The following is a 25,588-nucleotide window of genomic DNA, read 5'->3' as shown; positions in this document are numbered from 1 at the left end:
AGTAAGCATTTGTTTGGAGTATGTTGAACAATGATGAGCGTGCTTCTTATTATTATCTTATAATGTTGCTGAAGAAAAATCGAGTGATTACTTCACTGTTTATTTAATATGGTAATGTTGTACTAAAGAAGAAACGAAAGGAGGAGCGACTTGAGTTTTACAGAACGAGCAGTAGCACTTATTAAACAAATACCATCCGGGAAAGTAATGACATACGGACAAATCGCCCGTCTGGCTGGGAGTCCGCGAGGTGCAAGGCAAGTTGTACGAGTCCTGCATTCGATGAGTAAGAAACATAATCTCCCCTGGCACAGAGTCATTAATTCTAAAGGAGAAATTGGGTTTAAAGACGAAGAAATGTACGTTGTTCAAAAACTTTCACTCGAAGCGGAAGGAATACTCGTTTCTTCGGATGGAAAGCTTGATCTTAAAGTCTATCTCTATGAACCTGACGTGTATAAATAACAAAAGAAATTGAGACATAACGAAATCAATTCCATCTAAAGATGAACAAACGAGATAAAGGAGCTGAACCGCTTGTGACACCGCCATTAACTTCCGTGCAAGACTTCGCTTTGCGCGAGCGGCCGCTGAGCCTCCTCGTCGCTTGTGCTCCTGCGGGGTCTCACCATTTCCGCTTTTCCCGCAGGAGTCTTCGTCTTGCCCTCCAATCAATAGCTAGAAGCACCTGATTAGACCTACGTTCACCATCATAATAAAAAAATCCGAACGAGTTTGATTCTCCATCAAGAATCAAACTCGTTCGGAACTTCCTTCAACTAACATATTTTCTTATTTATGTTTTTCAAAAGCAAGCTTTAATCCAAACCCGATTAAAACGACTCCCGTTGCTTTATCCATAAAGCGCTGAACGCTAGGTGTTGTGAGCCATTTTCGTAAATAGTTAATAAAAAAGACGAATACGAAAAACCACGTGATAGCAAGGATCGTATATGTTATTCCCATCAGAAGTAATTGAAGTGTTACGTTTTGATCACGTTGAACAAATTGAGGTAAAAAAGTTAAGAAAAACACCGCCACTTTTGGATTAAGGACGTTTGAGACAAGACCTTGACGAAAAGCGGACGTTTCTTTTGACTGCTCCTCTTTTTCAGAAGAAGGTATATTGCTTTTTTTAGAAAGGAAAGCAGAGATTCCTAAGTACATTAAGTAAAGGGCTCCTGCGTATTTTACGATTTCAAATGCCAGAGCTGACTGAAGGAGAAGAGCCGATAAACCAAACGTGGCGGCGAGTGTATGAACTAAAGAGCCGCTCGCTAAGCCTAATGCCATTTTATAGCCGCCCGTTTGTCCATCTGCCATCGTTCGTTTGGTAATGAGAGCGGTATCAATACCAGGACTCATAATAACAAATAATGTGAGAATCAAAAAGGTGAAGATGTCGTTCATTTTTTTCTTCCTCCTTACTGTGATAGTATTAAATTATAATTTATTTATTAAATATAATTTAACATAAGTAACGCCGTTTATTAAGTTTAATTTAATAAAATTAATTATAATTAAACATCTTTTACGGAGGAATCATCATGGAAAACATAGATATTGGAAAAAAAGTAGAGAAATTTCGAAAAGAAAAGGGGCTAAGCAGTCGAGAATTAGCCAAATTAGCGGAGATTACGCCGTCTATGTTAAGTCAAATTGAGCGAGGATTAGCTAATCCGTCCATTTCAACGCTTAAAATTTTAGCTAAATGCCTCGATGTTCCTACTTTCAGTTTTTTACTTGAAGAAATAAACACCTCCCATTTAGTCGTAAGGTCGAATGAGCGTAAAACAATGAAGGTAAAAGAGCTAACGTATTCGCTGCTATCACCCGATTTCACAGGGAATCTAGCTACGGCAATTATGGAAGTACCGCCGATGATGGCTTCATCAGAAACTCCTTTAGCGCATAAAGGGGAGGAAGTGGCATACGTCTTAGAAGGGAAAATTAAAGTGTATTTGGAAGAGGAAGTATACGTGCTAGAAAAAGGAGATAGTGTCAAAATCCCTTCGCATCTGAATCATAAATGGGAGAATATATTTGAAGAGAAAGCCATTATTTTATTTTCCGTTACGCCGCCTGTTTTTTAAAGTACTTACGGTTTTTATACTGCTCACCTTCAGTGTGAGGCACTTTTATTATATAAATGTGATAAAACTATCATGTTTGTGAGAGTGAACAATTGATAAAATAGCATTGTTGGTAATCTCTACCTAAGAGAATACATACTAAATACTTTTTTGAAAGGTGATGAAGTGTAATGAAGACATGGAAAGAGATATTTCGTACTTCAAAGCTTAAAAAAATGATGCCTGTACTCGCTCTGTCGTGCGCGGCGGCTGTAAGCTTTTCAAGCAGCGAGGTACATGCTGAAACGGTAAAATGTCAAAGACAAGAAACTAAGAGTGATCGAGAGTTTGCTAAGCTTGAAGACAAATATGATGCGAATCTTGGCATTTATGCATTAGATACCGGTACAAATAAAACGGTAACGTATCACCCGGACGAGCGTTTTGCCTATACGTCTACTCATAAGGCTCTTGCTGTCGGCGCACTTTTACAGCAGAAGTCAATCGAAGATCTCAACGAGCGTATCTTTTATACGCGCGATGACCTTGTAAACTATAATCCAATTACAGAGAAGCACGTGGATACAGGCATGACTCTTCGAGAACTCGCGGATGCATCACTTCGCTACAGCGACAATACGGCAGGGAACTTAATTCTGCAGCAGCTGGGCGGACCGGATGGATTTAAAGAAGCTTTAGAAAACATAGGAGACGATGTGACGCTGCCTGAGCGCTTTGAACCGGATTTAAATGAAGTGAATCCAGGAGAAACCCACGATACAAGTACACCAAGAGCACTCGCTTCAAGTCTTCAAACGTATGTACTTGGACAGGCACTTCCTGAAGACAAGCGTGCACTTTTAACAGATTGGATGAAGCGAAATACAACAGGGGATGCGTTAATACGAGCGGGCGTGCCGAAAAGTTGGGAAGTAGCTGATAAGACAGGCGCAGGCTCATACGCGACGCGAAATGATATTGCTATCCTTTGGCCGCCGAAAGGAGATCCAATTGTTCTTGCGATCCTTTCCAATCGTACGGAAAAAGATGCGGAGTATAATGATAAACTGATTGCAGAAGCGGCTAAACAAGCGGTCAAGGCTCTTAAAGTTACTCGTAAATAAAAATAAATTTGGATAATAGTAGTTTAAATGTAAAAAAAAGATTGAAAAGATTGATAGAACATTCTATTATTAATTAGAAAAAATATAGGAAGGAAGTATCTCTTATGAAAAAGATTTTTCCAATTGTTCTATCTTTCGGTTTATTAACAAGTGTATCTTTTAGCACGGTTTCAAACGTAGATGCGGCAGCTAAATCTTACAAAAACTGCACGGAATTAAACAAAGACTACAAAGGCGGCGTAGCTCGTGCGGCTAATGTGAAAAATAAAGGCGGCAAAACAAAGTACAAACCGTATGTGTCAAAATCACTGTATGATGCCAATACAAAGCTAGATCGAGATAAAGACTACATTGCCTGTGAAAAATAAATATTAGATGACTCATCCAAGCGCTTATTGTAAGCGCTTGGATTTTTTATTATCATCAACTCCTGTATGTTGCGAGCTGAGTTCAAAAATTAGTCAAATCGCACAAAATAATATCAGAAAATTCACATAAATAATAATGAACTTACTTTGGAATTCGTATACACTATGTACATGTTAAGTTAACTTACATCTAATGTTAGAAGTGAGAGGGGAAACATCATAAAAAAGGAGTTGAGTGTATAGTGTCTACAAATGCAACAAGTTCCGTTATAGAAGAGGTGCATTCTTATCAAGATAGAAGTCTTGATCCGTCACTAAAGCCAAAAGTGGAAAGTGATCGAAAGCTAACTCCGTTGTCCTATATGTTTATGTGGATTGGAGACGGCGTTAATTTAGGGAATATGACGCTTGGGGCTAGCTTGGTAATCGCAGGTACTGCGGTATTAAATCTTTTTCAAACGTTTGTGGCAGCGATTATTGCCATTGGTATTATTTCTACTTTTTTTGTCTTGAACGATCGAATCGGCTATAAGACGGGCATACCGTATGTGATGCAGCTCCGAATGTCTTTTGGAATAAAAGGATCTGTTATATCTTCTCTTTTACGAGGTATTCCAGCTATCATTTGGTATGGTTTCCAAAGCTGGACAGGCGGTACCGCTTTAAACGAAATCGGGAAAATTGTGAGCAAAGGATCTTTTGACAATCTTGTTCTTTGTTTTATTATCATTCAGCTGCTGCAAATTGTGCTTTCCCTGTACAGCTTCCACGCGGTTAAATGGGTAGAGATGCTTGCTTCAATCATCATATTGCTTGGCCTTGTTTACGTATTTGGTGTTCTTTTAACTTCTCATAGTGAGGTAGTAGGGGAGAAGTGGGTACATACAAAAGGTTCATGGGGACTTCCGTTCTTTTCTTTCATTATGATGTTCATGGGGAATTATGCAGCGATTTTTCTAAGCGCAGCCGATTACTCTAGAGAACTGAAGCCAGGAATTAGCGACACAAAGCGTGGGTTCTTATACTTTACACCAATTCTAGTAGCCTATGGATTCGTTCTTACAATCGGGGCAATGCTTGCTTCTGCTACGGGCATATCCAATCCTGTCAAAGCGTTTGCGGTTGTAGTGGATAATTCATATATTACCGTCGCTGTATCAGCTTTTATTGTGATTGGCGTGATTGCGGTAAACATGGTGGCAAATATTATTCCGCCTACGTATGTGATTACGCTGCTGACAAAAGCAAACTATAAAGTGGCGGTTACCATTACTGGACTGCTTGCTTTTTGCTCGTTCCCTTGGGTGCTTGTTCAAGATTCGTCAGCTGCAGGTCTTGGGCTCTTCATTTTAATTTACTCTGCTTTTTTAGGGCCGATTGTTTCTATTTTACTAGTCGATTATTATATTTTACGGAAACAAAGAGTAAACGTAGAAGAATTGTATCAAGAAAAAGGACCGTTTTCCGGCTATAATCCGTGCGCCATGCTTGCGATGCTCATCGGTGCAGGTGCTGCGTTTATCGAAGTTGATTTAGGTTGGATTATAGGAGTAGTAGTCGCAGGAATCGCATATATTCTTTTGACGAAATTTGCTTTTAAACAGTCAAAGTTTAAAAAAGGAACCATTTTTGAACAATAATATTAAATAGATCAAAGCCTTTGCTTGCCGCAAAGGCTTTTGGTTTGTCTTTTGTCGCGTCAGATTAAATCTCGTTGTCTAGTTTCCTAAAAAGTGGGTAAAGTAAAGAAGAGAAAAAAGTTACCTCTATTATGAGTTGCTTTTACAGGAGCGCATCTAATGTATCGCATCAATCATAGCTTAAAGGAGAGGGCAGAGTATGTATGAATTTAGAGTGTATACTCTTCGAGATGGAAGCGAAAAGGTAATCAAAACGCTGAAACATGAATCGTTTGCTGATGAAATTCAACGAGCGGGAATTAAGCAAACGGAAATTGCGCAAACACAGCTAGTAGATAAACCGAGATAATGTATTTGCCTTTATTTTTACACGTTTTAAAAAAGCCGGATTCCTATGTTTTTACGCAGGAGTCCGGCTTTTTCTAATTTCTTATAGTTCTTCACCATTTGTTTCAATTACATGTTTGTACCAGTTAAAGGAATCTTTTTTGTAGCGCTTCATCGATCCGTTTCCTTCATTGTCACGGTCGACATAAATCATGCCGTATCGTTTTTTCATTTCGCCTGTTGTAAAGGAAACAATATCAATAATTCCCCACGGCGTGTAGCCCATTAAATCAACACCATCGTATGTCACAGCTTTTTCTAACGCTTCGATGTGCGATTTTAAATATTCAATTCGTGATGCGTCATGAATGGATCCGTCTTTTTCAACCGTATCAATGGCGCCAAATCCGTTTTCTACGATGAACAGCGGAATTTGATAGCGGTCGTAGAAGCGGTTTAACGTATAGCGCAAGCCCGTTGGATCAATTGACCAGCCCCAATCGCTTGATTTGATATAAGGATTTGCTACGCCGTTTGGCAATCCGCCGTTTACGATATCGCCCGTATTATCAGCTTCAACGTCGCTTTTAACCGTTGTTGACATGTAATAGCTGAATCCTAAATAATCGACTTTTCCGTTTCGTAAAATTTCTTCGTCGCCTTCTTCAAACGGAATATGATAGCCTTCTCGTTCGAATTCTTTTAATGCATAGCTTGGATAATAGCCGCGAACTTGAACGTCAGGGAAGAAGTAGCGCTGTCTCATTGTTTCTTCTGCTAACATCACATCGTCAGGATTTGAAGAATACGGATAAATTGGCACGTGTGACACCATCGCTCCGATTTGGAAATTGGGATTAATTTCTTTTCCTTTTGATACGGCAAGAGCGCTTGCAAGCAGTTCATGATGTCCCGCTTGATACATCACTTCTTTTGCATTTTCACCCGGTTTTACAGAAACACCTGAGTTCGTCCATAAGAATAGAGGATTGTTTACATCCATTTTATTGTTAATTTCATTAAACGTCATCCAGTACGTGACTTTATCTTTATAGCGGTCGAAACAAACTTCAGCGAACTTCACAAAGCAATCTACTGTTTTTCGGCTTCTAAACCCGCCGTATTCTCGAGCTAAATGCAGTGGCATTTCAAAGTGAGACAGCGTAATAACCGGTTCAATTCCATGCTTTAACAGTTCATCAAATACATCGTCATAGAATTTTAGTCCTTCTTCGTTTGGCTCAGTTTCATCGCCTTTAGGGAAAATACGGCTCCAGCCAATCGACGTTCGCAAACATTTTAAGCCCATTTCTGCAAACAGTGCGATATCTTCTTTGTAGCGATGATAAAAATCAATCGCTTCGTGATTTGGATAGAATTTATCGTCTTCTACTGTTTCGGTGATTTGTCGCGGCACACCGTGCGCACCTGCAGTCATAACGTCTACTACGCTCGGTCCTTTTCCGCCTTGGTTCCATCCACCTTCAAATTGATGAGCTGCTAATGCGCCGCCCCATAAAAAATTCTTTGGCATCTTTGTCATTGTTAGTTCCTCCTTATTTCACTACGGTAAATAATGTTTGATTCAGCCCGCTAGTTTCAACATCTTCAACAATCACTTCTCGATAAGCGCTTGAATTGGTGATAATAACCGGCGTGATTGTAACCTCTTTGTTGATTATACGCTTCAGTATAATTGTATCGATACAATTTATCAATACTCTAATAAAATAATAATCAATAAATAATTTAAGTTTATGGCATGGAGTTAGATTATGGTATAATCGTGTTATTCTTGAGACAAATTCAGTAAAGAGGTATAGCTATGATTAAATACCAACAAATTGCAATTGAAATTGAAACCTATATTGAAGAACACAAGCTTCAGCAAGGAGATAAGCTGCCGGTATTAGAAACGCTGATGGCGCAGTTTAAGGCAAGCAAAAGTACGGTAACAAAAGCCTTGGATCTGCTGGAGAAAAAAGGCGTTGTTTTTCAAGTGAGAGGAAGCGGCATTTTTGTCCGTCGTCATAAACGAACAGGATACATTGGCTTGCTTTCCAATCAAGGATTTACGAGCGAACTTGAAGATTTTCAGTTAACGTCGGAAGTGATTGAGTTAGATGTACGAAAGCCGACGCAAGAAGCCGCGTTAAATTTAAACATAGAAGAAAATAGTGACGTCTATTATGTAAAAAGAGTACGGTATATTAACGGCCAGACGCTTTGTCTAGAAGAATCGTTTTATAATAAATCCATCGTTACGTACTTAAATAATGAAATTGTTTCTCATTCTATTTTTCATTACATTAAAGAAGGACTTGGCTTAAAAATCGGGTTTTCTGATCTATATCTTCACGTCGGCAAGCTGAACGAAGAAGAAGCTACATACTTAGGATTAAAAGAAGGCGATCCTAAATTGTTTATTGAAACGCTTTTTCATTTAGCCAACGGCCAGCCGTTTGACTTTTCAAAAGTAACGTACAACTACGAACAGTCTCAGTTCTTTTTACAAGCCACGAGTCATGTTTTATAAATAAGTGTCTGTCTCTTAAATTAGTAAGGAACGAGAGGCAGGCACTTTATTTCATTTTTTCGATAAAAATATGAAATAAGATAATGATTGTAATAAATAGGAAATTACTATACGATAAAATGGTTACAGGGTTTATAAAGATAAGGAAATGAGGTGCGAAATTGAAAAAGATGCTGAGTTATCTTATTCCCATGCTTTTTATGTTCGGTTTGCTTTCCATGAATTTATTTCAGCCGACTAAAGGCGATTTTATCGCTGTAGGTGTGATATCGATTCTTGCAGGTATTGTGATTGGTTTTATAATGAACATAGGCTGTGCAGTATTAAAAACAGTCAAAAGTAAGATGGAGTAAACTGATTAGAGGCGGTGGAGGTTTTGAGTGAAAGTATCATTATTCAGCCATATGCTAGCAAGTATCAACAGCAAGTAGTGGATTTAATTCTTCCTATTCAGCAGCAAGAATACCACATTCCGATAACGGAAAAAGATCAGCCTGATTTGTTTGAAATTGAAAGCTTTTATCAACAGGGAAACGGAAACTTCTGGGTTGCTGTTTGTAACGAAAGAGTAGTAGGAAGCGTGGCTTTAATAGACATCGGCAGCCGTCAAGTAGCGCTGCGAAAAATGTTTGTAGCAAAGTCTTATAGAGGAGCAAATTTCAAAACAGCTCATCGGTTATTGCATACAGCCATCGCGTGGGCAAAAAAGCAGGAAGTGGAAAGAATATATTTAGGAACCACATTACAATATAGAGCTGCTCATCGATTTTATGAGAAAAATGGGTTTCAACATATAGAGAAAGAAAAGCTGCCTGAGAATTTCCCGGTGATGAACGTAGATAAAAAGTTTTATACATATAAGGTATAAAGTGAGCCGCTAGATTTTTATCTAGCGGCTTTTACTTTGGCAGTGTCTCTTGATAATGAACGCTTTTTTTAAGTAGCAAATCGTCTAACTGCGCAATTAAAATCCCTGCGATGACAATAACAGAACCAATCAGTTCTTTAAGCGTAAACAGCTCATGCAAAAAAAGAACGGCAAACAGCGCAGCAAAAATCGGTTCTGTTGCAAAAATAAGGCCTGTGTGAGTAGGAGTTGTATAGCGCTGCGCAATAGCTTGACAAATGAAGCCAATCGCGCTGCAAAGAACGCCAAGACCTAAAATCGCAACCCATGATGATAAAGTAGTGGGGATGCTCGGGTGCTCAAATAAAAAGCTGCAAAGCAGTGCAAACAATCCAGCAAAACCAAGCTGTAAAATGCCAAGAGCAATTGGATTTTCATTTTTGGTGAACGTGCCTGTCAACGTAATATGAACGGCATAACATAGTGCGGTTCCAATGCAAAGTAAATCACCAGCATTCATATGAAAGGAGTGCTTTAAAGTTAAAACACCTATACCGGTTAGGGTAGTGATAATGCCGAGCCCAATCGGCCAAGAAGGAAGCTTCTTCACTAACACGCAGGTGAGCAACGGAACAAAAATGACCGTTAAACTGACAAGAAATCCGGCATTTGAAGCAGACGTCATGCTGACGCCAAACGTGACAAATGCAAAAACGGAAAACAGTAAAAACCCTAAAATAGCGGATGATAAAATCGTTTTGCGCGTGATTTGCCGTAAAGGCTTATGAAAAAACAGCCCGGCAATGAAAAAAGCAATCAAACATCTAAGCGCAATAATGGTAAATGACCCGAGTGAACTAAGCCCCATTTTCATAAACACGTACGACATACCCCAAAATACGTTTACCCCAATCATCATCATATTTGCTCGTGTGCGGTAACTCACGTTCAACCCTCCATTTTTTATCATGTACCCACAGTATACAAAGGAATTTGATATTAATAAAATGAATCTTTATAATGATGAACGTGAATTAAATTCATGTTGGAGTGGGATAAAATGAGCTTAGTGAAATATGAAATCTTAAACAAAGTAGCGGAATTGCAAAGCTTTACAAAAGCGGCAGATGCGATGGCGCTCACGCAGTCAGCGGTCAGTCATGCCATTACAAATCTTGAATCGGAATTTGGATTTCCGCTTGTAAATCGAAACAGGGCGGGTATTACCTTAACAACAGAAGGCGAAACGATGCTGCTTGCTATTCGGAAAGTGCTGCAAGAAAATGAAAAAGTTCATCAAGAAGCAGCCAGCCTCTTAGGTCTTGCAAAAGGAACGATTAAAATCGGTATTTTTAAAAGCGTGTCGACCAAATGGCTTCCTGAAATTATTCGGCTGATGGAGAAAAACTATCCTGAGATTCAAATTCAGCTCAAGGAAGGCGACTACCTTGAAATTGAACAGTGGCTGCTGAGCGGAGAAATAGACTGCGGCTTTATCAACATTACGCATTCAAGTCAATTTCATATTATTTCTTTAAAAAAAGACCGGCTGCTGTGCGTCGTATCGAATCAAAGTGCTCTATACCATCAGAAAACCGTTTCTTTTGAAGATCTAGAGAAAGAACCGTTTATTATGCCGACATACGGCGGTTATCATGATATTAAGCAATTGTTTGAAGAACACGGCATTCAGCCTGACATCCGTTTTGAATTAATGGATGAAAGTGCTATTTTATCGATGGTTACGCATCACTTAGGAATTAGCATTTTACCTGAAATGCTTTTAGATTCGATCCCGCAAGAGCTGCGTGCGATTCCGTTTCAAGTAGACAGCTACCGTTCAATTGGTCTAGCTACTCGTTATCATCTTTCACCTGCAGCCAAAAAATTTGCTGAAACAACGCAAGCATGGCTGCAGGATTCAGATAAGTTATAGAGCAAAATCGGTTAATTCATAAGACTCTTAGGAACTAAGCGCATCTTTGTGCTATAATAAAGCTATACAATTACCTATTAGTCATCATTGATGACTAATTTTTTTTGGAGGATAATATGGAAGATTTATTACAATTAAAGAACAAGAACATTGTGATTATGGGAGTTGCCAACGACAGAAGTATTGCTTGGGGTGTTGCAAAAGCCCTTCATCAAGTAGGAGCAAACTTAATTTTTACATACCGTAAAGAACGTTCACTAGGAAAATTGAACAAGCTGCTAGAAAAAAATGAAATTCAAGCATCACTAATTGCTGAATGTGACGTGAACAGCGATGAAAGCATTGAAGCAGCGTTCAAGAAAATCGGAGAAGAAGCAGGCACAGTTCACGGAGTGATTCACTCTGTTGCGTTTGCTCACTCAGAAGATTTAAACGGTGAGTTTATCAATACATCAAGAAGCGGATATGCATTTGCTCAAGATACAAGCGCTTATTCATTTATCGCGGTAGCAAAAGCAGCAAAACCTCTTATGACAGAAGGCGGTTCTCTTGTAGCAATGAGCTATCTTGGTGCAGAGCGCGCAGTTGAAGGCTATAACGTAATGGGCGTAGCGAAAGCAGCGCTTGAGTCTTCAGTAAAATACTTAGCATTAGACTTAGGAAAAGACAATATCCGCGTAAATGCTATTTCAGCAGGTCCAATTCGTACGCTTGCAGCAAAAGGTATTTCTGACTTTAACCAAATTCTTCACAAAGTTGAAGAAAAGGCACCTCTTAAGCGTAACGTAACGCAAGCAGAAGTTGGCGACATGACGGTTGTATTACTGAGCCATCTTTCACGCGGCGTAACGGGAGAAATCGTACACGTAGACGCTGGTTACAATATTGTAGGTTAATTCCTAAACACCTTCTCGAATGAGAAGGTGTTTTTTTGTGGAAAACTCAGAAATCTATCGTTTCCTCTAGTGAAAATTATGTGTTAAAGGACAAGCATCCAAGCATTTTTCCTGCGGATGAATAAAATAGATAGACACATAAAGAAAGGATGATTACGATTAAAAAAGATGATAGATATTATGTAGAAAAGTCTCATTTTTCTAAGAAACATCATCATTGTTCTTCCCCACAAGGAAATACAAGGGACTCAGCGTTTCGTGCTCTTAACCTTACAAATCAGCCCGTATCAGCAAACACTTCTGTGAAAGTTTCTTATCAGTTTAAACAATTTGATTTAGCAAATGAATATAATCCTGTTACGTCTGTTTTTCGCCCCAAAAAAGATGGCGTCTATTCTCTTGTTGCTACAATTGGATTTCTTCCTAACGATACGACTGTCGATTATCGAGCGCGCGTAGAAATTCGTGTCAATGGCACGGCAGTTATCGCAATTGATAATGATTTCTTTGGAGGAAACACTATATTTGTTAACGTAGTATCGGTCTCTACTATTTACAATTTAGAAAAAGGAGATCGAGTTGAAGTCTTCGCGGAAGGTAATGTTGACGGCACAATTGTCACAACAGAAAATGTGTCGCATTTCGAAGCAGCAAGATTTCCATCTCCTTCCGAATAAAGAGCTACATGCATCTTTTGGTGTATAGAAGCCGAGAAAAACCAGTTCAATAAAAGCAGGAAAAAGAAGCAGGTTTCTTATAAGAAACCTGCTTCTTTTGCTTATGTTCATTGAAACGTTTCTTTTAGATTTTTCTCAGCCTTTTTCACAGGAAGGTAGACAAATACGTGTAAAGAATGGCCAATCACGGCAGTAATATTAGCAATAAGGCTAATGATAAGAAATATCCATTCTATACTTCCAGATAAGTTTACGCTTCCGCTTATAAGAGAAAAGCTTACTCCTATAAGTAAGATGGCCATTAGTAAAGGCAAGTTTTTAACCATTTGAAATCATGCTGGGTGTTTTATTTGAGTGTTACTATATAAGAACAGATATGTAATTTAATTCATAATTAATCAAACGCCTATATTTTAAAATAGATAAGCTCTAAATTCTAAAAAGAACATATGATGTGGCAAAGGAAAAGGAGTTGACGAAATATGCATCAAGGACAGCAACATTATATTCCATGGGAACAATGGCATCATCAGCATCCTCAAGGCACGTGGAATCAATGGCATCAGCAACATCCTCATGTACCTTGGGAGCAGTGGCATAAACAGTATCCGCACGGCACATGGAATCAATGGCATCAACAACATCCATACACACCTTGGAATCAGTGGCATCAGCAGTATCCGCACGGTACGTGGAATCAGTGGCATCAGCAAAATCCATATGTGCCATGGAATCAGTGGCACCAGCAGCATCCACACAGTTCGTGGAATCAATGGCATAATATTTATCATCAAAGCTAATCAGCTTTTTACCATAAAAGGTCCGGTTCTCCTTGGGAACTGGACCTTTTGTGTGTAGACGTGAATGATGCAGTAAGCTTGATTTTCAGCGCTGTATACGAGCGACGATGATGAAGAATATGTTTGGTCGATAGGGTAGGGGGTACATATATAAAGCGAGTTAAAGACCAACATTTATAATGCCTAAGCTGTATAAAATGGACTAGTTCGAGGTAAAGCAACTATGTAAATGAGCAAAATTAAATATAATTTTCTCGCTTGACAATATACCTATAGGGGTATAATATAAAGCATGTAAACAACATTAATTCAATAGCAAGGCGGTGATGGTTATGCTCTATATAGCAGTGTTGTTGCTTGCTATTTTATTTATTGCATACAAACGTTATTATCCCGTTAAAAGAATACAGTGCATACGTGAATCTGAAGCAAAAGAACTTGGGCGAACGGTTGTAGATATTCGTCATTACCATGAAGTTCGCGATTCGATTGGTATAGTTATTCCGTATGCGTATCTAAAACGCTTTTATTCAGAAATTCCACAGGGCAGCGTTCATCTGATTGCCAGAGATAGAGTGGAGTTAAATTTGGGCGTAAGGTTCTTACGAAAAAAAGGTTTTGAAGTACGCAGCTATGAGTTAGCAGCGTGTAAGTGTAAAAGTAAAGGAAAGAAAGGGGTATTTGATTATGGAGTATAACCAACAGGTGAAAAATCGCCTGCGCCGAATTGAAGGGCAGCTAAAAGGCGTGCTTAGCATGATGGAGCAAGGAAAAGACTGCCGAGACGTCGTGACTCAATTATCTGCTGCAAGAAGTGCCATTGATCGCACAATGGGAGTCATTGTGAGCAGCAATCTTGAACAGTGCGTTAGAGAAAGTCTGGAGCAAGGAGAGCCAACGGAAGGTTTAGTGAAAGAAGCTGTACAGCTGTTAGTGAAAAGTCGTTAATCATTGTCACCTTGTTTAAGGTTGACGAATATCATTATTTAGTATAATATACCCTTACAGGTATATGTATATAAAAAGGAGAGAGAAATACGATGAAAATTGATCATGTCTTAGATGCAAAAGGACTAGCTTGTCCAATGCCAATCGTAAAAACAAAAAAAGCAATGGATACTTTAACAACAGGTCAAGTATTAGAAGTGCAAACAACAGATAAAGGTGCTAAAAGTGATTTAACAGCGTGGGCAAAATCAACAGGACACGAGCTTATTGATTTTAAAGAAGAAGGCAGCACATTTATCTTTTACATTCAAAAAGGCTAATTTTTTTTAGAATTAAATATACCCCGTAGGGTAAGAGGAGGAACAACATGACTGAACAAAAGAAACGAACAACAATTGTATTATTTAGCGGTGATTATGACAAAGCGATGGCAGCTTATATTATTGCCAACGGAGCAGCTGCTTATGATCATGAAGTGACGATATTCCATACGTTTTGGGGATTGAATGCACTTCGTAAAGAAGAAATGGTGCCGGTGAAAAAAGGATTTTTAGAAAAGATGTTTGGCAAAATGATGCCGCGCGGTGCGGATAAAATGGGCTTATCTAAAATGAATTTTGCAGGTATGGGACCTAAAATGATTAAAAACGTAATGAAAAAGCATAATGCCCTAACGCTGCCGCAGCTTATCGAAATGGCGCAAGAACAAGATGTGAAGCTAGTGGCTTGTACGATGACGATGGATCTTCTAGGGTTACAGGAAAAAGAGCTGCTAGATAATATTGAATATGCAGGCGTAGCGGCGTATTTAGCCGACGCAGAAGATGGAAACGTAAACTTATTCATCTAAAAGATAACTCATGAAGCGAGGGTTAATATGATTATCAATGCGCTTATTATCATCTTTCTGCTGTGGTTTTTGTATCAGCGTTTTGCACCAGTAAAAGGAATACAGCAAATATCGACGATGGAATTAAAAGCAGAGTTAAAAAATAAACATAAACAGTTTATCGATGTGCGAACACCGCATGAATTTCGTACCAAACATATTAAAGGGTTTCGAAACATTCCTTTATCAGAACTGCCAGCGCAAACAGGCCAGCTTTCAAAAGACAGAGAAGTAATCGTTATTTGTCAAAGCGGAATGAGAAGTATGAAAGCAAGTAAACTGTTGAAAAAACAAGGTTTTACATCCATCACCAACGTTAAAGGCGGCATGAATACGTGGAGATAAATCAAAAAGGAGGAGAAGTAGCGTGAAGACAATAGCGGCACAAGAAGTAGAACAATTAGTAAAAAAACAAGAACAAATTCACATTTTAGATGTGCGTGAAGTAGAGGAAGTAAAAATAGGTAAAATTCCAAACGCGTTAAATATCCCGCTTCCTTTATTGGAATTCCGTATGCATGAGTTAGACAAAGCAAAGAACTACATTGTGGTGTGTCGTTCTGGAGGCAGAAGCGGAATGGCAGCTCGTTTTCTTGAGCAGCAAGGCTACAGTGTAACGAATATGACAGGCGGAATGATGGAGTGGAAAGGGGAAACGATCTAATTTTTTTGGAGAAAAATATACCCCTACTAGTATTTAAACCAAGGAGGAAAAAAGAAATGATGCAAGGAAACTTCGTATTAGATGCAAAAGGGTTAGCATGTCCAATGCCAATCGTAAGAACAAAGAAGAAAATGAATGAATTAGAAGCAGGTCAAGTACTAGAAATTCAAGCAACGGATAAAGGCTCTACGGCTGACTTACAAGCGTGGGCAAAAAGCACAGGTCATGAGTATTTAGGTACCGAGGCAGCAGGTGACGTTCTTCACCACTTTCTTCGTAAAGGCGGCGCTGAAGAAAACGTAACGCCAATTCCTGAAATTTCATTAGAAGAATTTGCGAAAAAAGTAGAGAATGATGAACATCTTCATATTTTAGACGTTCGTGAAGTAGAAGAATACGATGAAGCTCATATTCCAGGCGTAGTTCATATTCCCCTTGGTGAAGTAGAAAAACGTTCGAATGAGCTAAATAAAGAGAATGAAATTTATATTATTTGCCACTCTGGAAGACGAAGTGAAATGGCAGGGCAAACGATGAAAAAGCAAGGGTTTAAACATCTAATTAACGTGGTTCCTGGTATGCGTGACTGGACAGGTAAAGTAGAATAACTAATGAATTATAGTGAATTAAAAAATTTTGATATTTTATATACCCAAGGAGGTATTTTAATATGACAGTACATGTTCTTACTGCAAAAGAAGTTACATCTAAAATTATCAATAAAGAAGCGCTATTTATCTTGGACGTTCGTAACGAAAGTGATTTTAGCGATTGGAAAATTGAAGGTCATCAATTTCAGCATTTAAATGTGCCGTATTTCGATCTTTTAGACGGAGTAGAAGAAATCTTAGAAAAAATCCCTTCTGATAAAGAAGTGTTAGTTGTCTGCGCCAAAGAAGGTTCATCAGTGATGGTAGCTGACATGCTTTCAGAAGCGGGTCTTACCGTATCGTACCTTAAAGGCGGTATGAAAGCGTGGAGTGAATATTTAGAGCCTGTTAAAGTCGGAGATTTAAAAGACGGCGGAGAGATCTATCAGTTTGTTCGTATCGGTAAAGGGTGCTTATCATATATGATCGTATCAAACGGTGAAGCGGCTATTATTGATGCGACGCGTATGGCGGATGTGTATATTAACTTTGCCAAAGAACATGGTGTCACTGTTAAGCATGTGTTTGATACGCACCTTCATGCAGATCACATTTCAGGAGGAAGAGTTATTGCGGAAGCAACAAATGCAGCGTACTGGCTGCCTCCAAAAGATGCAGAAGAAGTGATTTTTGACTACAACGCGTTAGAAGAAGGCAGTGATGTCGTCATTGGTAACACAATGATTACGATTCAGCCTCTTTATTCACCGGGTCATACGATTGGATCAACTTCTTTTATCGTAGACGATCAATACTTGCTTTCAGGTGATATTTTGTTCATTGATTCAATTGGACGTCCTGATTTAGCTGGTATGGCTGAAGACTGGGTAGGCGATCTGCGCGAAACGCTTTATACACGCTATAAAGCATTATCAGATGAGTTAATCGTATTGCCAGCTCATTTTATGATTATTGATGAGCTAAATGACAACGGCAGCGTAGCTGAAAAGTTAGGTACTTTGTTTGCAGAAAATCATGGATTAAACATTAAAGACGAAGCAGAGTTCAGACACTTAGTAACAGATAACTTACCGCCGCAGCCAAATGCATATCAAGAAATCCGTGAAACTAATATGGGGAAAGTAAGTCCAGATGAAGAAAAACAGCGTGAAATGGAAATTGGACCAAACCGCTGTGCGATTCGCTAAAACCTAAACAAAGGAGAGAGAGAAATGGAATCAACTAAAGTACTAGATGCAAAAGGGCTGGCCTGTCCAATGCCGATTGTTAAAACAAAAAAAGCAATGAATGAACTAGAAGCAGGTCAAGTGTTAGAAATTCACGCAACGGATAAAGGGGCGAAAAATGACCTTGCAGCTTGGGCGAAATCTGGCGGTCATGAGCTTCTTCAGACAGAAGAAGGCGACGTTCTTAAATTTTGGATTAAAAAAGGATAAGAAATAATGGACGAAAAGGGTATCTGTTGTAAAAGGTACCCTTTCCTTATATGAAACGGAGCGACTATAGATGGATCTTACATTTATCATCACGCTTTTTCTTATTGGATTTATTGGGTCGTTTATTTCCGGTATGGTCGGTATTGGCGGGTCTGTTATTAATTATCCGATGCTGTTATATATTCCTCCATTGGTAGGAGTAGGAGCATTAACGGCTCATCAAGTCTCAGGTGCAGGAGCTGTTCAAGTGTTCTTTGCGACAATAGGCGGCGTATGGGCGTATCGAAAAAGCGGATTTTTAAACAAATCATTAATTTTATATATGGGCAGCAATATTCTAATCGGCAGCATGATTGGAAGCTACAGCTCACATTATATGAATGAACAAGGATTAAATGTTGTATATGGAGTTTTAGCTCTTATTGCGGTTATTATGATGTTTATCCCAAAGAAAAATTTAGATGAGATAAAAGAAGGCGAACTTCAATTCAACAAAGGATTAGCTTCTATTTTATCACTGCTTATCGGAGCCGTAGCAGGGGTGTTAGGAGCAGGAGGAGCCTTTATTTTAGTTCCCGTGATGCTCGTGGTACTTAAAATTCCAACTCGAATTACCATCGCAACTTCACTAGCCGTTACCTTTATTTCTTCCATTGGTTCGACGGTTGGAAAGCTGATAACGCATCAAGTCCCATTTATACCTGCACTTATATTAGTGGTAGCAAGCCTAATTGCTTCTCCAATTGGGGCAAAAGTTGGTCAGAAAATGAATACAAAAGTGCTTCAGTGGATCCTTGCCGGTTTAATTTTAGCAACGGCAATTAAGATTTGGTGGGGGCTGCTATAAAAAAAGCTAAAGCTATGGATTTCCATAGCTTTAGCTTTTTTATAGTACTTCATCACTTTCCACAAACGTTTCAAGCGCAGGATGAAATTCTTTTTGATAGTGGTTCGACGGACATATTTTCACAACAGTAGAGCGAAGCGCATTGGATTTTGATGTATTTAACACTTGCTTGCATTTAGGACATCGTTCATTAAACAGCAAATGAAGCCATTTCACTTTTCATCACTCCTGTACTAAAACCTTTAAATCTTATCGAGTTAATAAGGATTATAAAGGGTTTTATAGGAAAGGTCAATAAAAAGAGTATCTCTTTAGATGTTGCGAAGCTTTTTTAACTTACGCTGATACGCCAGGTAAGGAAGTCCTGGAAATACTAGAAGCACTGTTGAAATTATCAATAAAATGTCGCTAATCATTCCCACTGCTTCTGGCAACCAACCGTATGAGCTCATAGCGTTAAAAAGCAGAAGAAACACCATAATGGCAAGAATAGATAGCGCTGCTTTCCCTACGAAATGCTTTTCTCGTTTGTATCTGTCAATAATAGTCTCTATATCGGAATAGATAGGTTTTGTTCCCGGAGGTGCGCTGAAAATATGCATTGCATGCCCCTCTGAACAAACGTGCTGCCATCCAGCATCTTTAAAAAGCAGAAAATATTCATCATCTGCATTTTCCTGAAAATCCAGTGAATATTGAAGGTCTTGAGGCTCTCCTTTTTTTAAGGTATATCCTAAAAATGCAAAACGATCTAATAGCCAGCCTTTTTTAGCATAGTCGCTGAGCTTTTGTAAATCTTCTTGCTCTGCAAAAGCCGTTCCGCCGCTCATTATGTATTTTGTCTTTTTCATTTATAAACCTCCTAAAGCATCTTCAGCGTGTTTAATCATTTCTTTACGGCGCTGAATTTCTTTTTTTAAAAACTGAATTCCTTTTTCCGTTGCAACATACGTTTTCTTTTTGTCTTTGCTTTCGCTAAAAAGCATAATTAACTCAGCTGCAAGAAGCTTTTTAATCGTGGTGTACATGGATGCAGGTCCAATCGAAAACTGTTGATTGGTCATGTCTTCAATGGTTTTCATAATAAGATACCCGTGTTTTGCTTCTATGAGGGACACTAAGATGTAGTAGGACGTATCGGTAAGTTCCCCTGTCTCTAATGAATCGTTTCGCGGCATATTCAACCTCCTTATATCATTAAACGATATATCGTTAATTAATATATATCATTTAATGATATATATAGTCAATAGAAAATGTTAAATTTTAGGTTTATGATTATCTCATGAAACGATTTAATGAGTATAAAAGGGAAGAGATCTTACAAAATAGTTTACTAAGATAAATATATTCGCATAAAAAATTAAGAATTTATAGAATTTATTGTTTATTTATTTGATTTTTATGTTATCCTTTTTAACATACATTAAATACAAAGCCATAATTATCGTACGACCTTTGATTTGTATTACAAATAGTGAATGAGAAAAATATGTACCGAAAGGAGAACGTGGCATCAAGAAGAAATGAAGAGTCAGAGAGCAAGCAGATGCTGGTTGTCTATTAAAAAGGCATCTTCCACGGCTTCTGCTTAAATTTTTCTGACTATTCGAATAATTATTGTAAAAGTTTAAAATCTAGAAAAGGAATGATCATTAATGAAAGATAAATTTGCCCAACGAGCTAGTCTTGTAAAATCCTCTGAAACGCGTGAAATCTTAAAAGTAACGGAACGACCAGAAGTCATTTCGTTTGCAGGAGGACTTCCAGCGCCGGAGCTATTTCCCGTTGAAGCAATGAACGATGCGTGCCGCGCGGTATTAAATGAAGACGGAGCCGCTTCGCTTCAATATAGTACAACTGAAGGGTATATTCCTTTACGAGAAGCAATTTCTAAACGAATGAAGGACATCGGCATTGAGTCCACGGTTTCGAACATTTTAATTACGTCCGGATCTCAGCAGGCAATCGATCTTACCGGAAGACTGTTTCTTAATGACGGAGACGTGGTAATCTGTGAAAGCCCAACGTACCTAGCGGCTATTAACGTATTTAAATCCTATAATGCGACGTTTGTAGAAGTGGACATGGACGAAGACGGAATGATTATGGAAGAACTAGAGAAAAAGCTTCAGGAAAATCCCCATGCGAAATTTATTTATACGATTCCTGATTTTCAAAACCCTACAGGACGCACCTTAACGCGCGAAAGACGTCAGCGAATGATTGAGCTTGCGAACGCATACGATGTGCTGATTGTAGAAGATAATCCGTACGGAGGAGTCCGATTTGCAGGAGAAACGCTGCCGCCGGTTAAGCATTTTGATACAGAAGGCAGAGTTATTTATATCAGCACATTCTCTAAAATTTTTGCGCCAGGTCTTCGAATCGGCTGGGTGTGTGCAGATGAAGACTTCATTGATAAGTACGTAGCGTTTAAGCAAGTGGCAGACTTGCATACGGACAGCTTTGCTCAGCGCGTAACGGCTAAGTACATGGAGCTTTATGATATCGAAGAGCACCTTCAAAAAATTAAAGCCGTATACAAAGAGCGATGTACCCAAATGCTATCGTGCATTGAAGAATTTTTCCCGGAGAATTTGTCTTACAGTAAGCCAGAAGGCGGATTGTTTATTTGGGTGGAACTGCCTCAAGGGATCGATTCAGGACATATCTTTTCAGAATGTCTAAAAAATAACGTAGCCTGCGTGCCTGGAACGCCATTCTTTCCAAACGGCACAAGAAACAATGCGCTGCGCTTGAATTATTCTAATATGTCTGCTGAACAAATCGTTGAAGGCATGAAGCGCATGGGAGACGTATTGCATCGTGAATTGACAAGGGAAACGACTGTTTTATAAAAGTAATGGAAAAATCAAATAAAGCTATTTTATTGATTCATGAAATATACGGTGTGAACGATCATATGAAGTGGATGAAAGAGAAACTGTCTAAGTTAGAGGCAGATATTATCTGTCCTAACTTATTATCTAAAGACGTTTCCTATAGTTATGAAGAAGAAGGAATGGCTTATCAAAACTTTGTTCAAAACATTGGGATTGATGAGGGTTCAAAACAAATTACTAACATGCTAATTCAACTAAAACAAGAATATGAAGAAGTAGGAGTTATAGGATTCAGTGTAGGAGCAACAATATCGTGGCTATGCAGTGAAAACAATTTGTGTGACTTTGTGATTGGCTGTTACGGATCCCGTATTAGAGATTATGTAAATAGAAGTCCTGTTTGCCCAACTCTTCTTATTTTTCCTGCTGAAGAGCAAACATTTGATGTAGACTGTTTAATAAATTCATTAAAGCAAAAAAGAGAGCCGCTTTTGGAAATCAAAAAATTTTATGGCGTTCATGGTTTTATGAATCCTTTTTCACAAACCTTTAATAAAGAATCAGCAGACCAAGCCTTCCAAACAATCAGTCAGTTTCTCGAAAAGCAATTAGCTGATCACTAGCTATGTATTCTGAAAGTGATACCTTACAATAAGCAGAAACTGACTCTTTTTCAGTACGTATACATGTATTAACATTTTCTTTAGACGTATCGAAAAGGAGCGAAGTTATGCTAAAGTCAGGTGAGCTTGTAGGAACAGCGGTAAAGCTAGTGCCGCTTGGGAAAATGCATGAACAAGGACTCTATGAAGCTGCAAAACCGAAAGAAATTTGGGAGCATCTCCCGGTAAACGTTCATAGTCTAAGTGATATGAAACGGCTCGTTGAAAATGCTTTAAAAGCAAAGCAAGAGGGAAGAGAGCTGCCTTTTGCTGTGTTTGATATAAAGTCACATTCAATTGTAGGAAGCACGAGATTTTTAGATATATCACTTCCCAACAAAAGCGTAGAAATAGGTTGGACGTGGTACCATCCGTCCGTGTGGCGCACTCGGGTTAATACGGAGTGTAAGTATTTATTGTTAAAATACTGTTTTGAAGAGCTGAAGCTTCACCGCGTTCAATTCAAAACGGATGTGCGAAACAATAGGTCCAGAGCTGCTATTAAACGGTTAGGGGCTACCCAGGAAGGCATCAGCAGAAAACATATGGTTTTACCTGATGGATACGTACGAGATTCGGTCATCTTCAGTATAATCGATGACGAATGGCCGTTTGTCAAAAAGCGATTAGAAAATTTTTTGCATGCAGCCAGTGCGGAAAATAAAGAAAACGCCAGCAATTAATGGCATTTAAAGATAAAAAGCACAAGCTGTAGCTTGTGCTTTTTATCTTTAAAGAGCTTCTTTAATAATTTTTTTATAGTAAAGAACAGATAAAATACCAAAAATAGAGTACAGAGCCGTATAGACAATCATGACGATAATCATGGGTGTCCAAACCTCTGTTCCAAACCAGAACCAGCCGGATTGTACGGCAAAATAGCTGTGAAGCAAGCCTACGATTAACGGGATGCCGAAGTTAAAGAGCTGCTTAATTTTTATTCCGTTTAGTAAGTCTTTTTCGGTAAAACCTAGCTTTCTAAGAATGGTATAGTTCGGCTTTTCATCTTCACTTTCGTCCATTTGTTTGAAGTAAAGAATGCACCCTGAGGTGATTAAAAAGGCTAGTCCAAGGAAAGCGACAATGAACATAATTAGACCCATAGTCTGCTTTTGGCTTTTTACCGTTTCGATACGCGAATCATTGAAAGTATGATTGCCCAATTTCATTTCTTTGAAAATCTCGTTTGCTTTTGGTAAGTCATTTTCTTGTGTTATATCTACCCCTGTGTACACAGAAGATTCTCTTTGAATAGAAGGATCGACGTCTTTTTCCAGTTTGTTAAACACGAAATCGTCTACAATCACAGTAGGCATGCCGCTCGTAAAATAGGTAGATAAGAGAAATTTTCGATTTAAACCTATATACTTTTGCGGAATGACTTTTTTCTTTCCTTTTAGCTCAATTTCCCCGGAATCTTTAAATGAATTTACTCGTTGAAGCATATCATTATAGCCGGTAAACAAAGTTTCATTTTGAGCTACATTTACACCACTAACAGATTTTTCGCTAACAATCGAAAAAACCATAGCGGACGAGTCTACCATCGGACCTTCTAAATTATTTTCTGAGATGTTTTTTACGTTTACGTTTACTTGGATGACGTCGATCTTTTTTTCCGTATACGCTATTTTCTTTTGATCCAGCGCTGCTTTAAACGAAGCAGCGTCTTTTGTATTATTGATAGAAAAATCATTAGGGACATAGTCTTCAGCCGACTTTTCAGCAGAGTAATAAGAGATATAGCTCAAGCACAACAGGCCAATGGCAAGAGCCGATACGGTTGTAATAACCGTCAGCAATAATGCGTTTGATTTCATCCGAAACATAATGGATGAAAGAGATAGTACATCGTTAATTGACAAATAACCTCTTTTGCTTTTTCGCATAAGATTTAATAAAAATCGAACCGAGCCTTTATAAAACAAATAGGTTCCGATGATAACCGAAGCTAAAATAGATACCATTGCGATGGACAAAGCATTCATGCTTGTAAAAGATCCGTCAAACAATTTAGCAGAAATATAGTAGCCGGAAGCGATAAAGATCATGCCAAGAATTCCACTAATAATTTCAAGAATACTGATTTTTTTTGTTTTGCTTTCTGTTGATGACGTAACGCGGAATAGTGCTAAAATGGTCTGTCTTTTAATAAAAAGATAGTTCATCGTCATGATTAACAAATAGATGACGCCGAACACAATAAGCGTTTGAATCAAGGCTTCTTCTGAAAAGTGAAGCTTGGCAATGCCTTTTGTATCGGTGATTTTAAACAAAATCATAATGACCGCTTTTGAAAACGAAAAACCAATTAAAATGCCGACAATCAATGAGGAAAAATATAGCATGAAATTTTCAACGGTCAAAATATGGAAAATTTTTGTTTTGGTCATGCCAATTAGCTGAAATAAGCCAATTTCTTTACTGCGCCGCTTAATAAAAATCGTATTTGCATATAATAGAAAGATAGAAACAATGGCTACAAGTAAAACAGAAGCGGCCCGAACCGCCGCGCCTCCTTTAATTGAGCCTTTGGTTGCATCAAGAGCAGGATCATACTGCAGCGTTACAAAAGCAAAATATAATGCTGCGCTGAAAATTAGTGCAAAAACGTATAAATAATAGTTTTTTACGTTCTTTTTGAAGTTGCGGAAAATCAGCTGATTAATGTTCATGTTGAACCCCGCCTAGCACGCCTTGCGTTTTCATAATATCGTCAAAAAAGGCTTTTTGCGTTTGATCGCCTTTGTACAGCTGCGTATAGATTTGTCCGTCTTTTATAAAAATAACTTTGCTGCAGTAGCTGGCTGCCACTGGGTCATGCGTTACCATCACAATACTTGCGCTTCTTTTGTCATTAAGCTCGGTCAATTTGTTTAGCAAATCGCTGGCCGCTTTTGAGTCAAGTGCACCGGTTGGTTCGTCAGCAAAAATCATGCTTGGCTCATGAATAAAGGCTCTTGCAGCGGAGGTACGCTGTTTTTGTCCGCCCGAAATTTCATTTGGGTATTTGTCTTTTAGCTCGTAGATACCGAGCTGTTTAGCAAGCGCGTCAAATTTTTTGTGAGCTACTGCTGAAGGAGTTTTCGCAACGGAAAGAGGCAAGAGGATATTTTCTTTTACTGTCAGCGTATCGAGCAAGTTATAGTCTTGAAAAATAAAGCCTAAATGTGTTTTTCGGAAGTTTGCTAACTGCTTTTCTTTCATTCTGCTAATTTCATTTCCTTCGATTTTGATGGTTCCTCCGTTGATTTTATCAATGGAGGAAAGCACGTTCAGAAGCGTCGTCTTGCCTGATCCTGAAGCGCCCATAATTCCTACAAATTCTCCTTTCATAATCGTAATGTCTACGCCTTTTAATACTTCTTGTCTATTAAATTTATTTCCGTAGCTTTTATGAATATTAGTTGCTTCTAATATGTTCATATATACTCACTCCTTTGATCTGATACGTTTATTATA

The 25,588-nt window shown here is 38.5% G+C and carries 35 protein-coding genes; 26 read left to right on the top strand and 9 right to left on the bottom strand.

Features of this window, described 5'->3' with window-relative positions:
• Window positions 1–150: 150 nt before the first annotated feature.
• Window positions 151–465: an MGMT family protein gene (locus tag ACFX4E_RS13700; RefSeq protein ID WP_098334325.1), complete on the top strand. Its 315-nt coding sequence runs from the start codon at window positions 151–153 to the stop codon at window positions 463–465.
• A gap of 327 nt (window positions 466–792) precedes the next feature.
• Here ACFX4E_RS13700 and ACFX4E_RS13695 read toward each other — a convergent pair whose 3' ends face one another.
• Window positions 793–1,410: a LysE family translocator gene (locus ACFX4E_RS13695; RefSeq protein ID WP_286127560.1), complete on the bottom strand. Its 618-nt coding sequence runs from the start codon at window positions 1,408–1,410 to the stop codon at window positions 793–795.
• A gap of 137 nt (window positions 1,411–1,547) precedes the next feature.
• Between ACFX4E_RS13695 and ACFX4E_RS13690 the strand changes: the two genes are divergently transcribed.
• From ACFX4E_RS13690 to ACFX4E_RS13670, 5 genes are all read left to right on the top strand, one after another.
• The gene (locus ACFX4E_RS13690; RefSeq protein WP_060745256.1) at window positions 1,548–2,093 is read left to right on the top strand and encodes a helix-turn-helix domain-containing protein; all 546 of its coding nucleotides are present in this window, start codon (window positions 1,548–1,550) and stop codon (window positions 2,091–2,093) included.
• 170 nt (window positions 2,094–2,263) lie between these two features.
• On the top strand, window positions 2,264–3,196 hold the full coding sequence (gene bla, locus ACFX4E_RS13685) for a class A beta-lactamase (RefSeq protein ID WP_098247996.1): 933 nt from the start codon (window positions 2,264–2,266) through the stop codon (window positions 3,194–3,196).
• 104 nt (window positions 3,197–3,300) lie between these two features.
• Window positions 3,301–3,564: an excalibur calcium-binding domain-containing protein gene (locus ACFX4E_RS13680; RefSeq protein WP_028409380.1), complete on the top strand. Its 264-nt coding sequence runs from the start codon at window positions 3,301–3,303 to the stop codon at window positions 3,562–3,564.
• 242 nt (window positions 3,565–3,806) lie between these two features.
• Window positions 3,807–5,204 carry an NCS1 family transporter gene (locus ACFX4E_RS13675; protein WP_028409379.1) on the top strand — a complete coding sequence of 466 codons (1,398 nt, stop codon included), beginning with the start codon at window positions 3,807–3,809 and terminating at the stop codon, window positions 5,202–5,204.
• A 199-nt stretch (window positions 5,205–5,403) separates the two neighbouring features.
• Window positions 5,404–5,553: a hypothetical protein gene (locus tag ACFX4E_RS13670; RefSeq protein WP_013058052.1), complete on the top strand. Its 150-nt coding sequence runs from the start codon at window positions 5,404–5,406 to the stop codon at window positions 5,551–5,553.
• An 81-nt stretch (window positions 5,554–5,634) separates the two neighbouring features.
• Here the strand turns inward: ACFX4E_RS13670 and bglA are convergent, their stop codons facing one another.
• Entirely contained in the window at window positions 5,635–7,074 is a 1,440-nt protein-coding gene (gene bglA, locus ACFX4E_RS13665) for a 6-phospho-beta-glucosidase BglA (protein WP_377238416.1), read from the bottom strand.
• Between the two features lie 282 nt (window positions 7,075–7,356).
• On the opposite strand from bglA, the gene ACFX4E_RS13660 reads away from it, so the two are divergent.
• From ACFX4E_RS13660 to ACFX4E_RS13650, 3 genes are all read left to right on the top strand, one after another.
• Window positions 7,357–8,067, top strand: a complete 711-nt coding sequence (locus ACFX4E_RS13660; RefSeq protein WP_028409376.1) for a GntR family transcriptional regulator — start codon at window positions 7,357–7,359, stop codon at window positions 8,065–8,067.
• A 170-nt stretch (window positions 8,068–8,237) separates the two neighbouring features.
• Window positions 8,238–8,420, top strand: coding sequence for a hypothetical protein (locus ACFX4E_RS13655; RefSeq protein ID WP_153255133.1), 183 nt, complete (start codon window positions 8,238–8,240; stop codon window positions 8,418–8,420).
• A 23-nt stretch (window positions 8,421–8,443) separates the two neighbouring features.
• Window positions 8,444–8,935, top strand: coding sequence for a GNAT family N-acetyltransferase (locus tag ACFX4E_RS13650; protein ID WP_060745262.1), 492 nt, complete (start codon window positions 8,444–8,446; stop codon window positions 8,933–8,935).
• Between the two features lie 31 nt (window positions 8,936–8,966).
• Here the strand turns inward: ACFX4E_RS13650 and ACFX4E_RS13645 are convergent, their stop codons facing one another.
• A complete protein-coding gene (locus tag ACFX4E_RS13645) occupies window positions 8,967–9,860 on the bottom strand; it encodes a DMT family transporter (protein WP_377238415.1) in 894 nt (297 codons plus the stop codon).
• A gap of 114 nt (window positions 9,861–9,974) precedes the next feature.
• Between ACFX4E_RS13645 and ACFX4E_RS13640 the strand changes: the two genes are divergently transcribed.
• The 3 genes from ACFX4E_RS13640 to ACFX4E_RS13630 all read left to right on the top strand — a co-directional run bounded on the left by ACFX4E_RS13640 (window position 9,975) and on the right by ACFX4E_RS13630 (window position 12,423).
• Complete coding sequence (locus tag ACFX4E_RS13640; RefSeq protein ID WP_028409372.1) at window positions 9,975–10,850, top strand: LysR family transcriptional regulator; 876 nt, start codon at window positions 9,975–9,977, stop codon at window positions 10,848–10,850.
• Window positions 10,851–10,966: 116 nt separating this feature from the next.
• On the top strand, window positions 10,967–11,746 hold the full coding sequence (fabI, locus tag ACFX4E_RS13635) for an enoyl-ACP reductase FabI (protein WP_014459159.1): 780 nt from the start codon (window positions 10,967–10,969) through the stop codon (window positions 11,744–11,746).
• A gap of 149 nt (window positions 11,747–11,895) precedes the next feature.
• A complete protein-coding gene (locus ACFX4E_RS13630; RefSeq protein WP_028409371.1) occupies window positions 11,896–12,423 on the top strand; it encodes a complement C1q domain-containing protein in 528 nt (175 codons plus the stop codon).
• Between the two features lie 107 nt (window positions 12,424–12,530).
• On the opposite strand, the gene ACFX4E_RS13625 is transcribed toward ACFX4E_RS13630, so the two are convergent.
• Window positions 12,531–12,749, bottom strand: coding sequence for a hypothetical protein (locus tag ACFX4E_RS13625; protein WP_098332121.1), 219 nt, complete (start codon window positions 12,747–12,749; stop codon window positions 12,531–12,533).
• 156 nt (window positions 12,750–12,905) lie between these two features.
• Here ACFX4E_RS13625 and ACFX4E_RS13620 point away from each other — a divergent pair, with 156 nt between their 5' ends.
• From ACFX4E_RS13620 to ACFX4E_RS13570, 11 genes are all read left to right on the top strand, one after another.
• Window positions 12,906–13,223: a hypothetical protein gene (locus ACFX4E_RS13620; protein WP_028409369.1), complete on the top strand. Its 318-nt coding sequence runs from the start codon at window positions 12,906–12,908 to the stop codon at window positions 13,221–13,223.
• 332 nt (window positions 13,224–13,555) lie between these two features.
• On the top strand, window positions 13,556–13,921 hold the full coding sequence (locus ACFX4E_RS13615) for a sulfurtransferase (RefSeq protein WP_098332120.1): 366 nt from the start codon (window positions 13,556–13,558) through the stop codon (window positions 13,919–13,921).
• Window positions 13,911–14,171 (top strand): metal-sensitive transcriptional regulator, encoded by a 261-nt coding sequence (locus ACFX4E_RS13610; RefSeq protein WP_028409367.1) that lies wholly within the window; start codon window positions 13,911–13,913, stop codon window positions 14,169–14,171. Before ACFX4E_RS13615 ends, ACFX4E_RS13610 begins: the two co-directional genes overlap by 11 nt.
• Before the next feature lie 92 nt (window positions 14,172–14,263).
• Window positions 14,264–14,491: a sulfurtransferase TusA family protein gene (locus ACFX4E_RS13605; protein ID WP_028409366.1), complete on the top strand. Its 228-nt coding sequence runs from the start codon at window positions 14,264–14,266 to the stop codon at window positions 14,489–14,491.
• Window positions 14,492–14,538: 47 nt separating this feature from the next.
• Complete coding sequence (locus tag ACFX4E_RS13600) at window positions 14,539–15,021, top strand: DsrE/DsrF/DrsH-like family protein (RefSeq protein WP_013058040.1); 483 nt, start codon at window positions 14,539–14,541, stop codon at window positions 15,019–15,021.
• 27 nt (window positions 15,022–15,048) lie between these two features.
• Window positions 15,049–15,405: a rhodanese-like domain-containing protein gene (locus tag ACFX4E_RS13595; protein ID WP_028409365.1), complete on the top strand. Its 357-nt coding sequence runs from the start codon at window positions 15,049–15,051 to the stop codon at window positions 15,403–15,405.
• A 22-nt stretch (window positions 15,406–15,427) separates the two neighbouring features.
• Entirely contained in the window at window positions 15,428–15,724 is a 297-nt protein-coding gene (locus ACFX4E_RS13590; RefSeq protein ID WP_028409364.1) for a rhodanese-like domain-containing protein, read from the top strand.
• Window positions 15,725–15,780: 56 nt separating this feature from the next.
• On the top strand, window positions 15,781–16,332 hold the full coding sequence (locus ACFX4E_RS13585; protein WP_028409363.1) for a sulfurtransferase TusA family protein: 552 nt from the start codon (window positions 15,781–15,783) through the stop codon (window positions 16,330–16,332).
• Between the two features lie 62 nt (window positions 16,333–16,394).
• Window positions 16,395–17,522 carry an MBL fold metallo-hydrolase gene (locus ACFX4E_RS13580; RefSeq protein WP_098332118.1) on the top strand — a complete coding sequence of 376 codons (1,128 nt, stop codon included), beginning with the start codon at window positions 16,395–16,397 and terminating at the stop codon, window positions 17,520–17,522.
• 24 nt (window positions 17,523–17,546) lie between these two features.
• Window positions 17,547–17,771, top strand: coding sequence for a sulfurtransferase TusA family protein (locus ACFX4E_RS13575; protein WP_025750977.1), 225 nt, complete (start codon window positions 17,547–17,549; stop codon window positions 17,769–17,771).
• A 70-nt stretch (window positions 17,772–17,841) separates the two neighbouring features.
• The gene (locus ACFX4E_RS13570) at window positions 17,842–18,618 is read left to right on the top strand and encodes a sulfite exporter TauE/SafE family protein (RefSeq protein WP_098332116.1); all 777 of its coding nucleotides are present in this window, start codon (window positions 17,842–17,844) and stop codon (window positions 18,616–18,618) included.
• A 39-nt stretch (window positions 18,619–18,657) separates the two neighbouring features.
• Here ACFX4E_RS13570 and ACFX4E_RS13565 read toward each other — a convergent pair whose 3' ends face one another.
• The 3 genes from ACFX4E_RS13565 to ACFX4E_RS13555 all read right to left on the bottom strand — a co-directional run bounded on the left by ACFX4E_RS13565 (window position 18,658) and on the right by ACFX4E_RS13555 (window position 19,796).
• A complete protein-coding gene (locus ACFX4E_RS13565) occupies window positions 18,658–18,834 on the bottom strand; it encodes a hypothetical protein (RefSeq protein WP_165574902.1) in 177 nt (58 codons plus the stop codon).
• A 95-nt stretch (window positions 18,835–18,929) separates the two neighbouring features.
• Entirely contained in the window at window positions 18,930–19,469 is a 540-nt protein-coding gene (locus ACFX4E_RS13560; RefSeq protein ID WP_028409359.1) for a DUF2812 domain-containing protein, read from the bottom strand.
• A complete protein-coding gene (locus tag ACFX4E_RS13555; protein ID WP_028409358.1) occupies window positions 19,470–19,796 on the bottom strand; it encodes a PadR family transcriptional regulator in 327 nt (108 codons plus the stop codon).
• A gap of 480 nt (window positions 19,797–20,276) precedes the next feature.
• Between ACFX4E_RS13555 and ACFX4E_RS13550 the strand changes: the two genes are divergently transcribed.
• From ACFX4E_RS13550 to ACFX4E_RS13540, 3 genes are all read left to right on the top strand, one after another.
• Window positions 20,277–21,479 (top strand): aminotransferase-like domain-containing protein, encoded by a 1,203-nt coding sequence (locus tag ACFX4E_RS13550; protein ID WP_377259043.1) that lies wholly within the window; start codon window positions 20,277–20,279, stop codon window positions 21,477–21,479.
• 5 nt (window positions 21,480–21,484) lie between these two features.
• Window positions 21,485–22,087: a dienelactone hydrolase family protein gene (locus ACFX4E_RS13545; RefSeq protein ID WP_098580079.1), complete on the top strand. Its 603-nt coding sequence runs from the start codon at window positions 21,485–21,487 to the stop codon at window positions 22,085–22,087.
• 107 nt (window positions 22,088–22,194) lie between these two features.
• On the top strand, window positions 22,195–22,809 hold the full coding sequence (locus ACFX4E_RS13540) for a GNAT family N-acetyltransferase (RefSeq protein ID WP_377238412.1): 615 nt from the start codon (window positions 22,195–22,197) through the stop codon (window positions 22,807–22,809).
• 48 nt (window positions 22,810–22,857) lie between these two features.
• Here ACFX4E_RS13540 and ACFX4E_RS13535 read toward each other — a convergent pair whose 3' ends face one another.
• Both ACFX4E_RS13535 and ACFX4E_RS13530 read right to left on the bottom strand, forming a co-directional pair.
• Entirely contained in the window at window positions 22,858–24,801 is a 1,944-nt protein-coding gene (locus ACFX4E_RS13535; protein WP_377238410.1) for an FtsX-like permease family protein, read from the bottom strand.
• Window positions 24,791–25,552 carry an ABC transporter ATP-binding protein gene (locus ACFX4E_RS13530; protein ID WP_028409353.1) on the bottom strand — a complete coding sequence of 254 codons (762 nt, stop codon included), beginning with the start codon at window positions 25,550–25,552 and terminating at the stop codon, window positions 24,791–24,793. The genes ACFX4E_RS13535 and ACFX4E_RS13530 overlap by 11 nt, the downstream gene beginning before the upstream one ends.
• Window positions 25,553–25,588 lie beyond the last annotated feature (36 nt).

The organism is Priestia sp. YIM B13491, assembly GCF_042787605.1.
GTDB classification, from domain to species: domain Bacteria; phylum Bacillota; class Bacilli; order Bacillales; family Bacillaceae_H; genus Priestia; species Priestia megaterium_E.
Note: the sequence above shows the minus strand (reverse complement) of the source record. Positions and strands in the feature narration are given on the sequence as shown.

Coding starts and splice junctions, on each gene's coding strand:
- ACFX4E_RS13600 (WP_013058040.1), top strand. CDS start 14,539: ATGACTGAACAAAAGAAACGAACAACAATTGTATTATTTAGCGGTGAT.
- ACFX4E_RS13545 (WP_098580079.1), top strand. CDS start 21,485: ATGGAAAAATCAAATAAAGCTATTTTATTGATTCATGAAATATACGGT.
- ACFX4E_RS13570 (WP_098332116.1), top strand. CDS start 17,842: ATGGATCTTACATTTATCATCACGCTTTTTCTTATTGGATTTATTGGG.
- ACFX4E_RS13630 (WP_028409371.1), top strand. CDS start 11,896: ATGATTACGATTAAAAAAGATGATAGATATTATGTAGAAAAGTCTCAT.
- ACFX4E_RS13610 (WP_028409367.1), top strand. CDS start 13,911: ATGGAGTATAACCAACAGGTGAAAAATCGCCTGCGCCGAATTGAAGGG.
- ACFX4E_RS13695 (WP_286127560.1), bottom strand. CDS start 1,410: ATGAACGACATCTTCACCTTTTTGATTCTCACATTATTTGTTATTATG.
- ACFX4E_RS13655 (WP_153255133.1), top strand. CDS start 8,238: ATGCTGAGTTATCTTATTCCCATGCTTTTTATGTTCGGTTTGCTTTCC.
- ACFX4E_RS13540 (WP_377238412.1), top strand. CDS start 22,195: ATGCTAAAGTCAGGTGAGCTTGTAGGAACAGCGGTAAAGCTAGTGCCG.
- ACFX4E_RS13560 (WP_028409359.1), bottom strand. CDS start 19,469: ATGAAAAAGACAAAATACATAATGAGCGGCGGAACGGCTTTTGCAGAG.
- ACFX4E_RS13615 (WP_098332120.1), top strand. CDS start 13,556: ATGCTCTATATAGCAGTGTTGTTGCTTGCTATTTTATTTATTGCATAC.
- fabI (WP_014459159.1), top strand. CDS start 10,967: ATGGAAGATTTATTACAATTAAAGAACAAGAACATTGTGATTATGGGA.
- ACFX4E_RS13690 (WP_060745256.1), top strand. CDS start 1,548: ATGGAAAACATAGATATTGGAAAAAAAGTAGAGAAATTTCGAAAAGAA.
- ACFX4E_RS13595 (WP_028409365.1), top strand. CDS start 15,049: ATGATTATCAATGCGCTTATTATCATCTTTCTGCTGTGGTTTTTGTAT.
- ACFX4E_RS13620 (WP_028409369.1), top strand. CDS start 12,906: ATGCATCAAGGACAGCAACATTATATTCCATGGGAACAATGGCATCAT.
- ACFX4E_RS13625 (WP_098332121.1), bottom strand. CDS start 12,749: ATGGTTAAAAACTTGCCTTTACTAATGGCCATCTTACTTATAGGAGTA.
- ACFX4E_RS13550 (WP_377259043.1), top strand. CDS start 20,277: ATGAAAGATAAATTTGCCCAACGAGCTAGTCTTGTAAAATCCTCTGAA.
- ACFX4E_RS13580 (WP_098332118.1), top strand. CDS start 16,395: ATGACAGTACATGTTCTTACTGCAAAAGAAGTTACATCTAAAATTATC.
- ACFX4E_RS13530 (WP_028409353.1), bottom strand. CDS start 25,552: ATGAACATATTAGAAGCAACTAATATTCATAAAAGCTACGGAAATAAA.
- ACFX4E_RS13680 (WP_028409380.1), top strand. CDS start 3,301: ATGAAAAAGATTTTTCCAATTGTTCTATCTTTCGGTTTATTAACAAGT.
- bla (WP_098247996.1), top strand. CDS start 2,264: ATGAAGACATGGAAAGAGATATTTCGTACTTCAAAGCTTAAAAAAATG.
- ACFX4E_RS13585 (WP_028409363.1), top strand. CDS start 15,781: ATGATGCAAGGAAACTTCGTATTAGATGCAAAAGGGTTAGCATGTCCA.
- ACFX4E_RS13555 (WP_028409358.1), bottom strand. CDS start 19,796: ATGCCGCGAAACGATTCATTAGAGACAGGGGAACTTACCGATACGTCC.
- ACFX4E_RS13605 (WP_028409366.1), top strand. CDS start 14,264: ATGAAAATTGATCATGTCTTAGATGCAAAAGGACTAGCTTGTCCAATG.
- ACFX4E_RS13575 (WP_025750977.1), top strand. CDS start 17,547: ATGGAATCAACTAAAGTACTAGATGCAAAAGGGCTGGCCTGTCCAATG.
- ACFX4E_RS13670 (WP_013058052.1), top strand. CDS start 5,404: ATGTATGAATTTAGAGTGTATACTCTTCGAGATGGAAGCGAAAAGGTA.
- ACFX4E_RS13640 (WP_028409372.1), top strand. CDS start 9,975: ATGAGCTTAGTGAAATATGAAATCTTAAACAAAGTAGCGGAATTGCAA.
- ACFX4E_RS13535 (WP_377238410.1), bottom strand. CDS start 24,801: ATGAACATTAATCAGCTGATTTTCCGCAACTTCAAAAAGAACGTAAAA.
- bglA (WP_377238416.1), bottom strand. CDS start 7,074: ATGACAAAGATGCCAAAGAATTTTTTATGGGGCGGCGCATTAGCAGCT.
- ACFX4E_RS13660 (WP_028409376.1), top strand. CDS start 7,357: ATGATTAAATACCAACAAATTGCAATTGAAATTGAAACCTATATTGAA.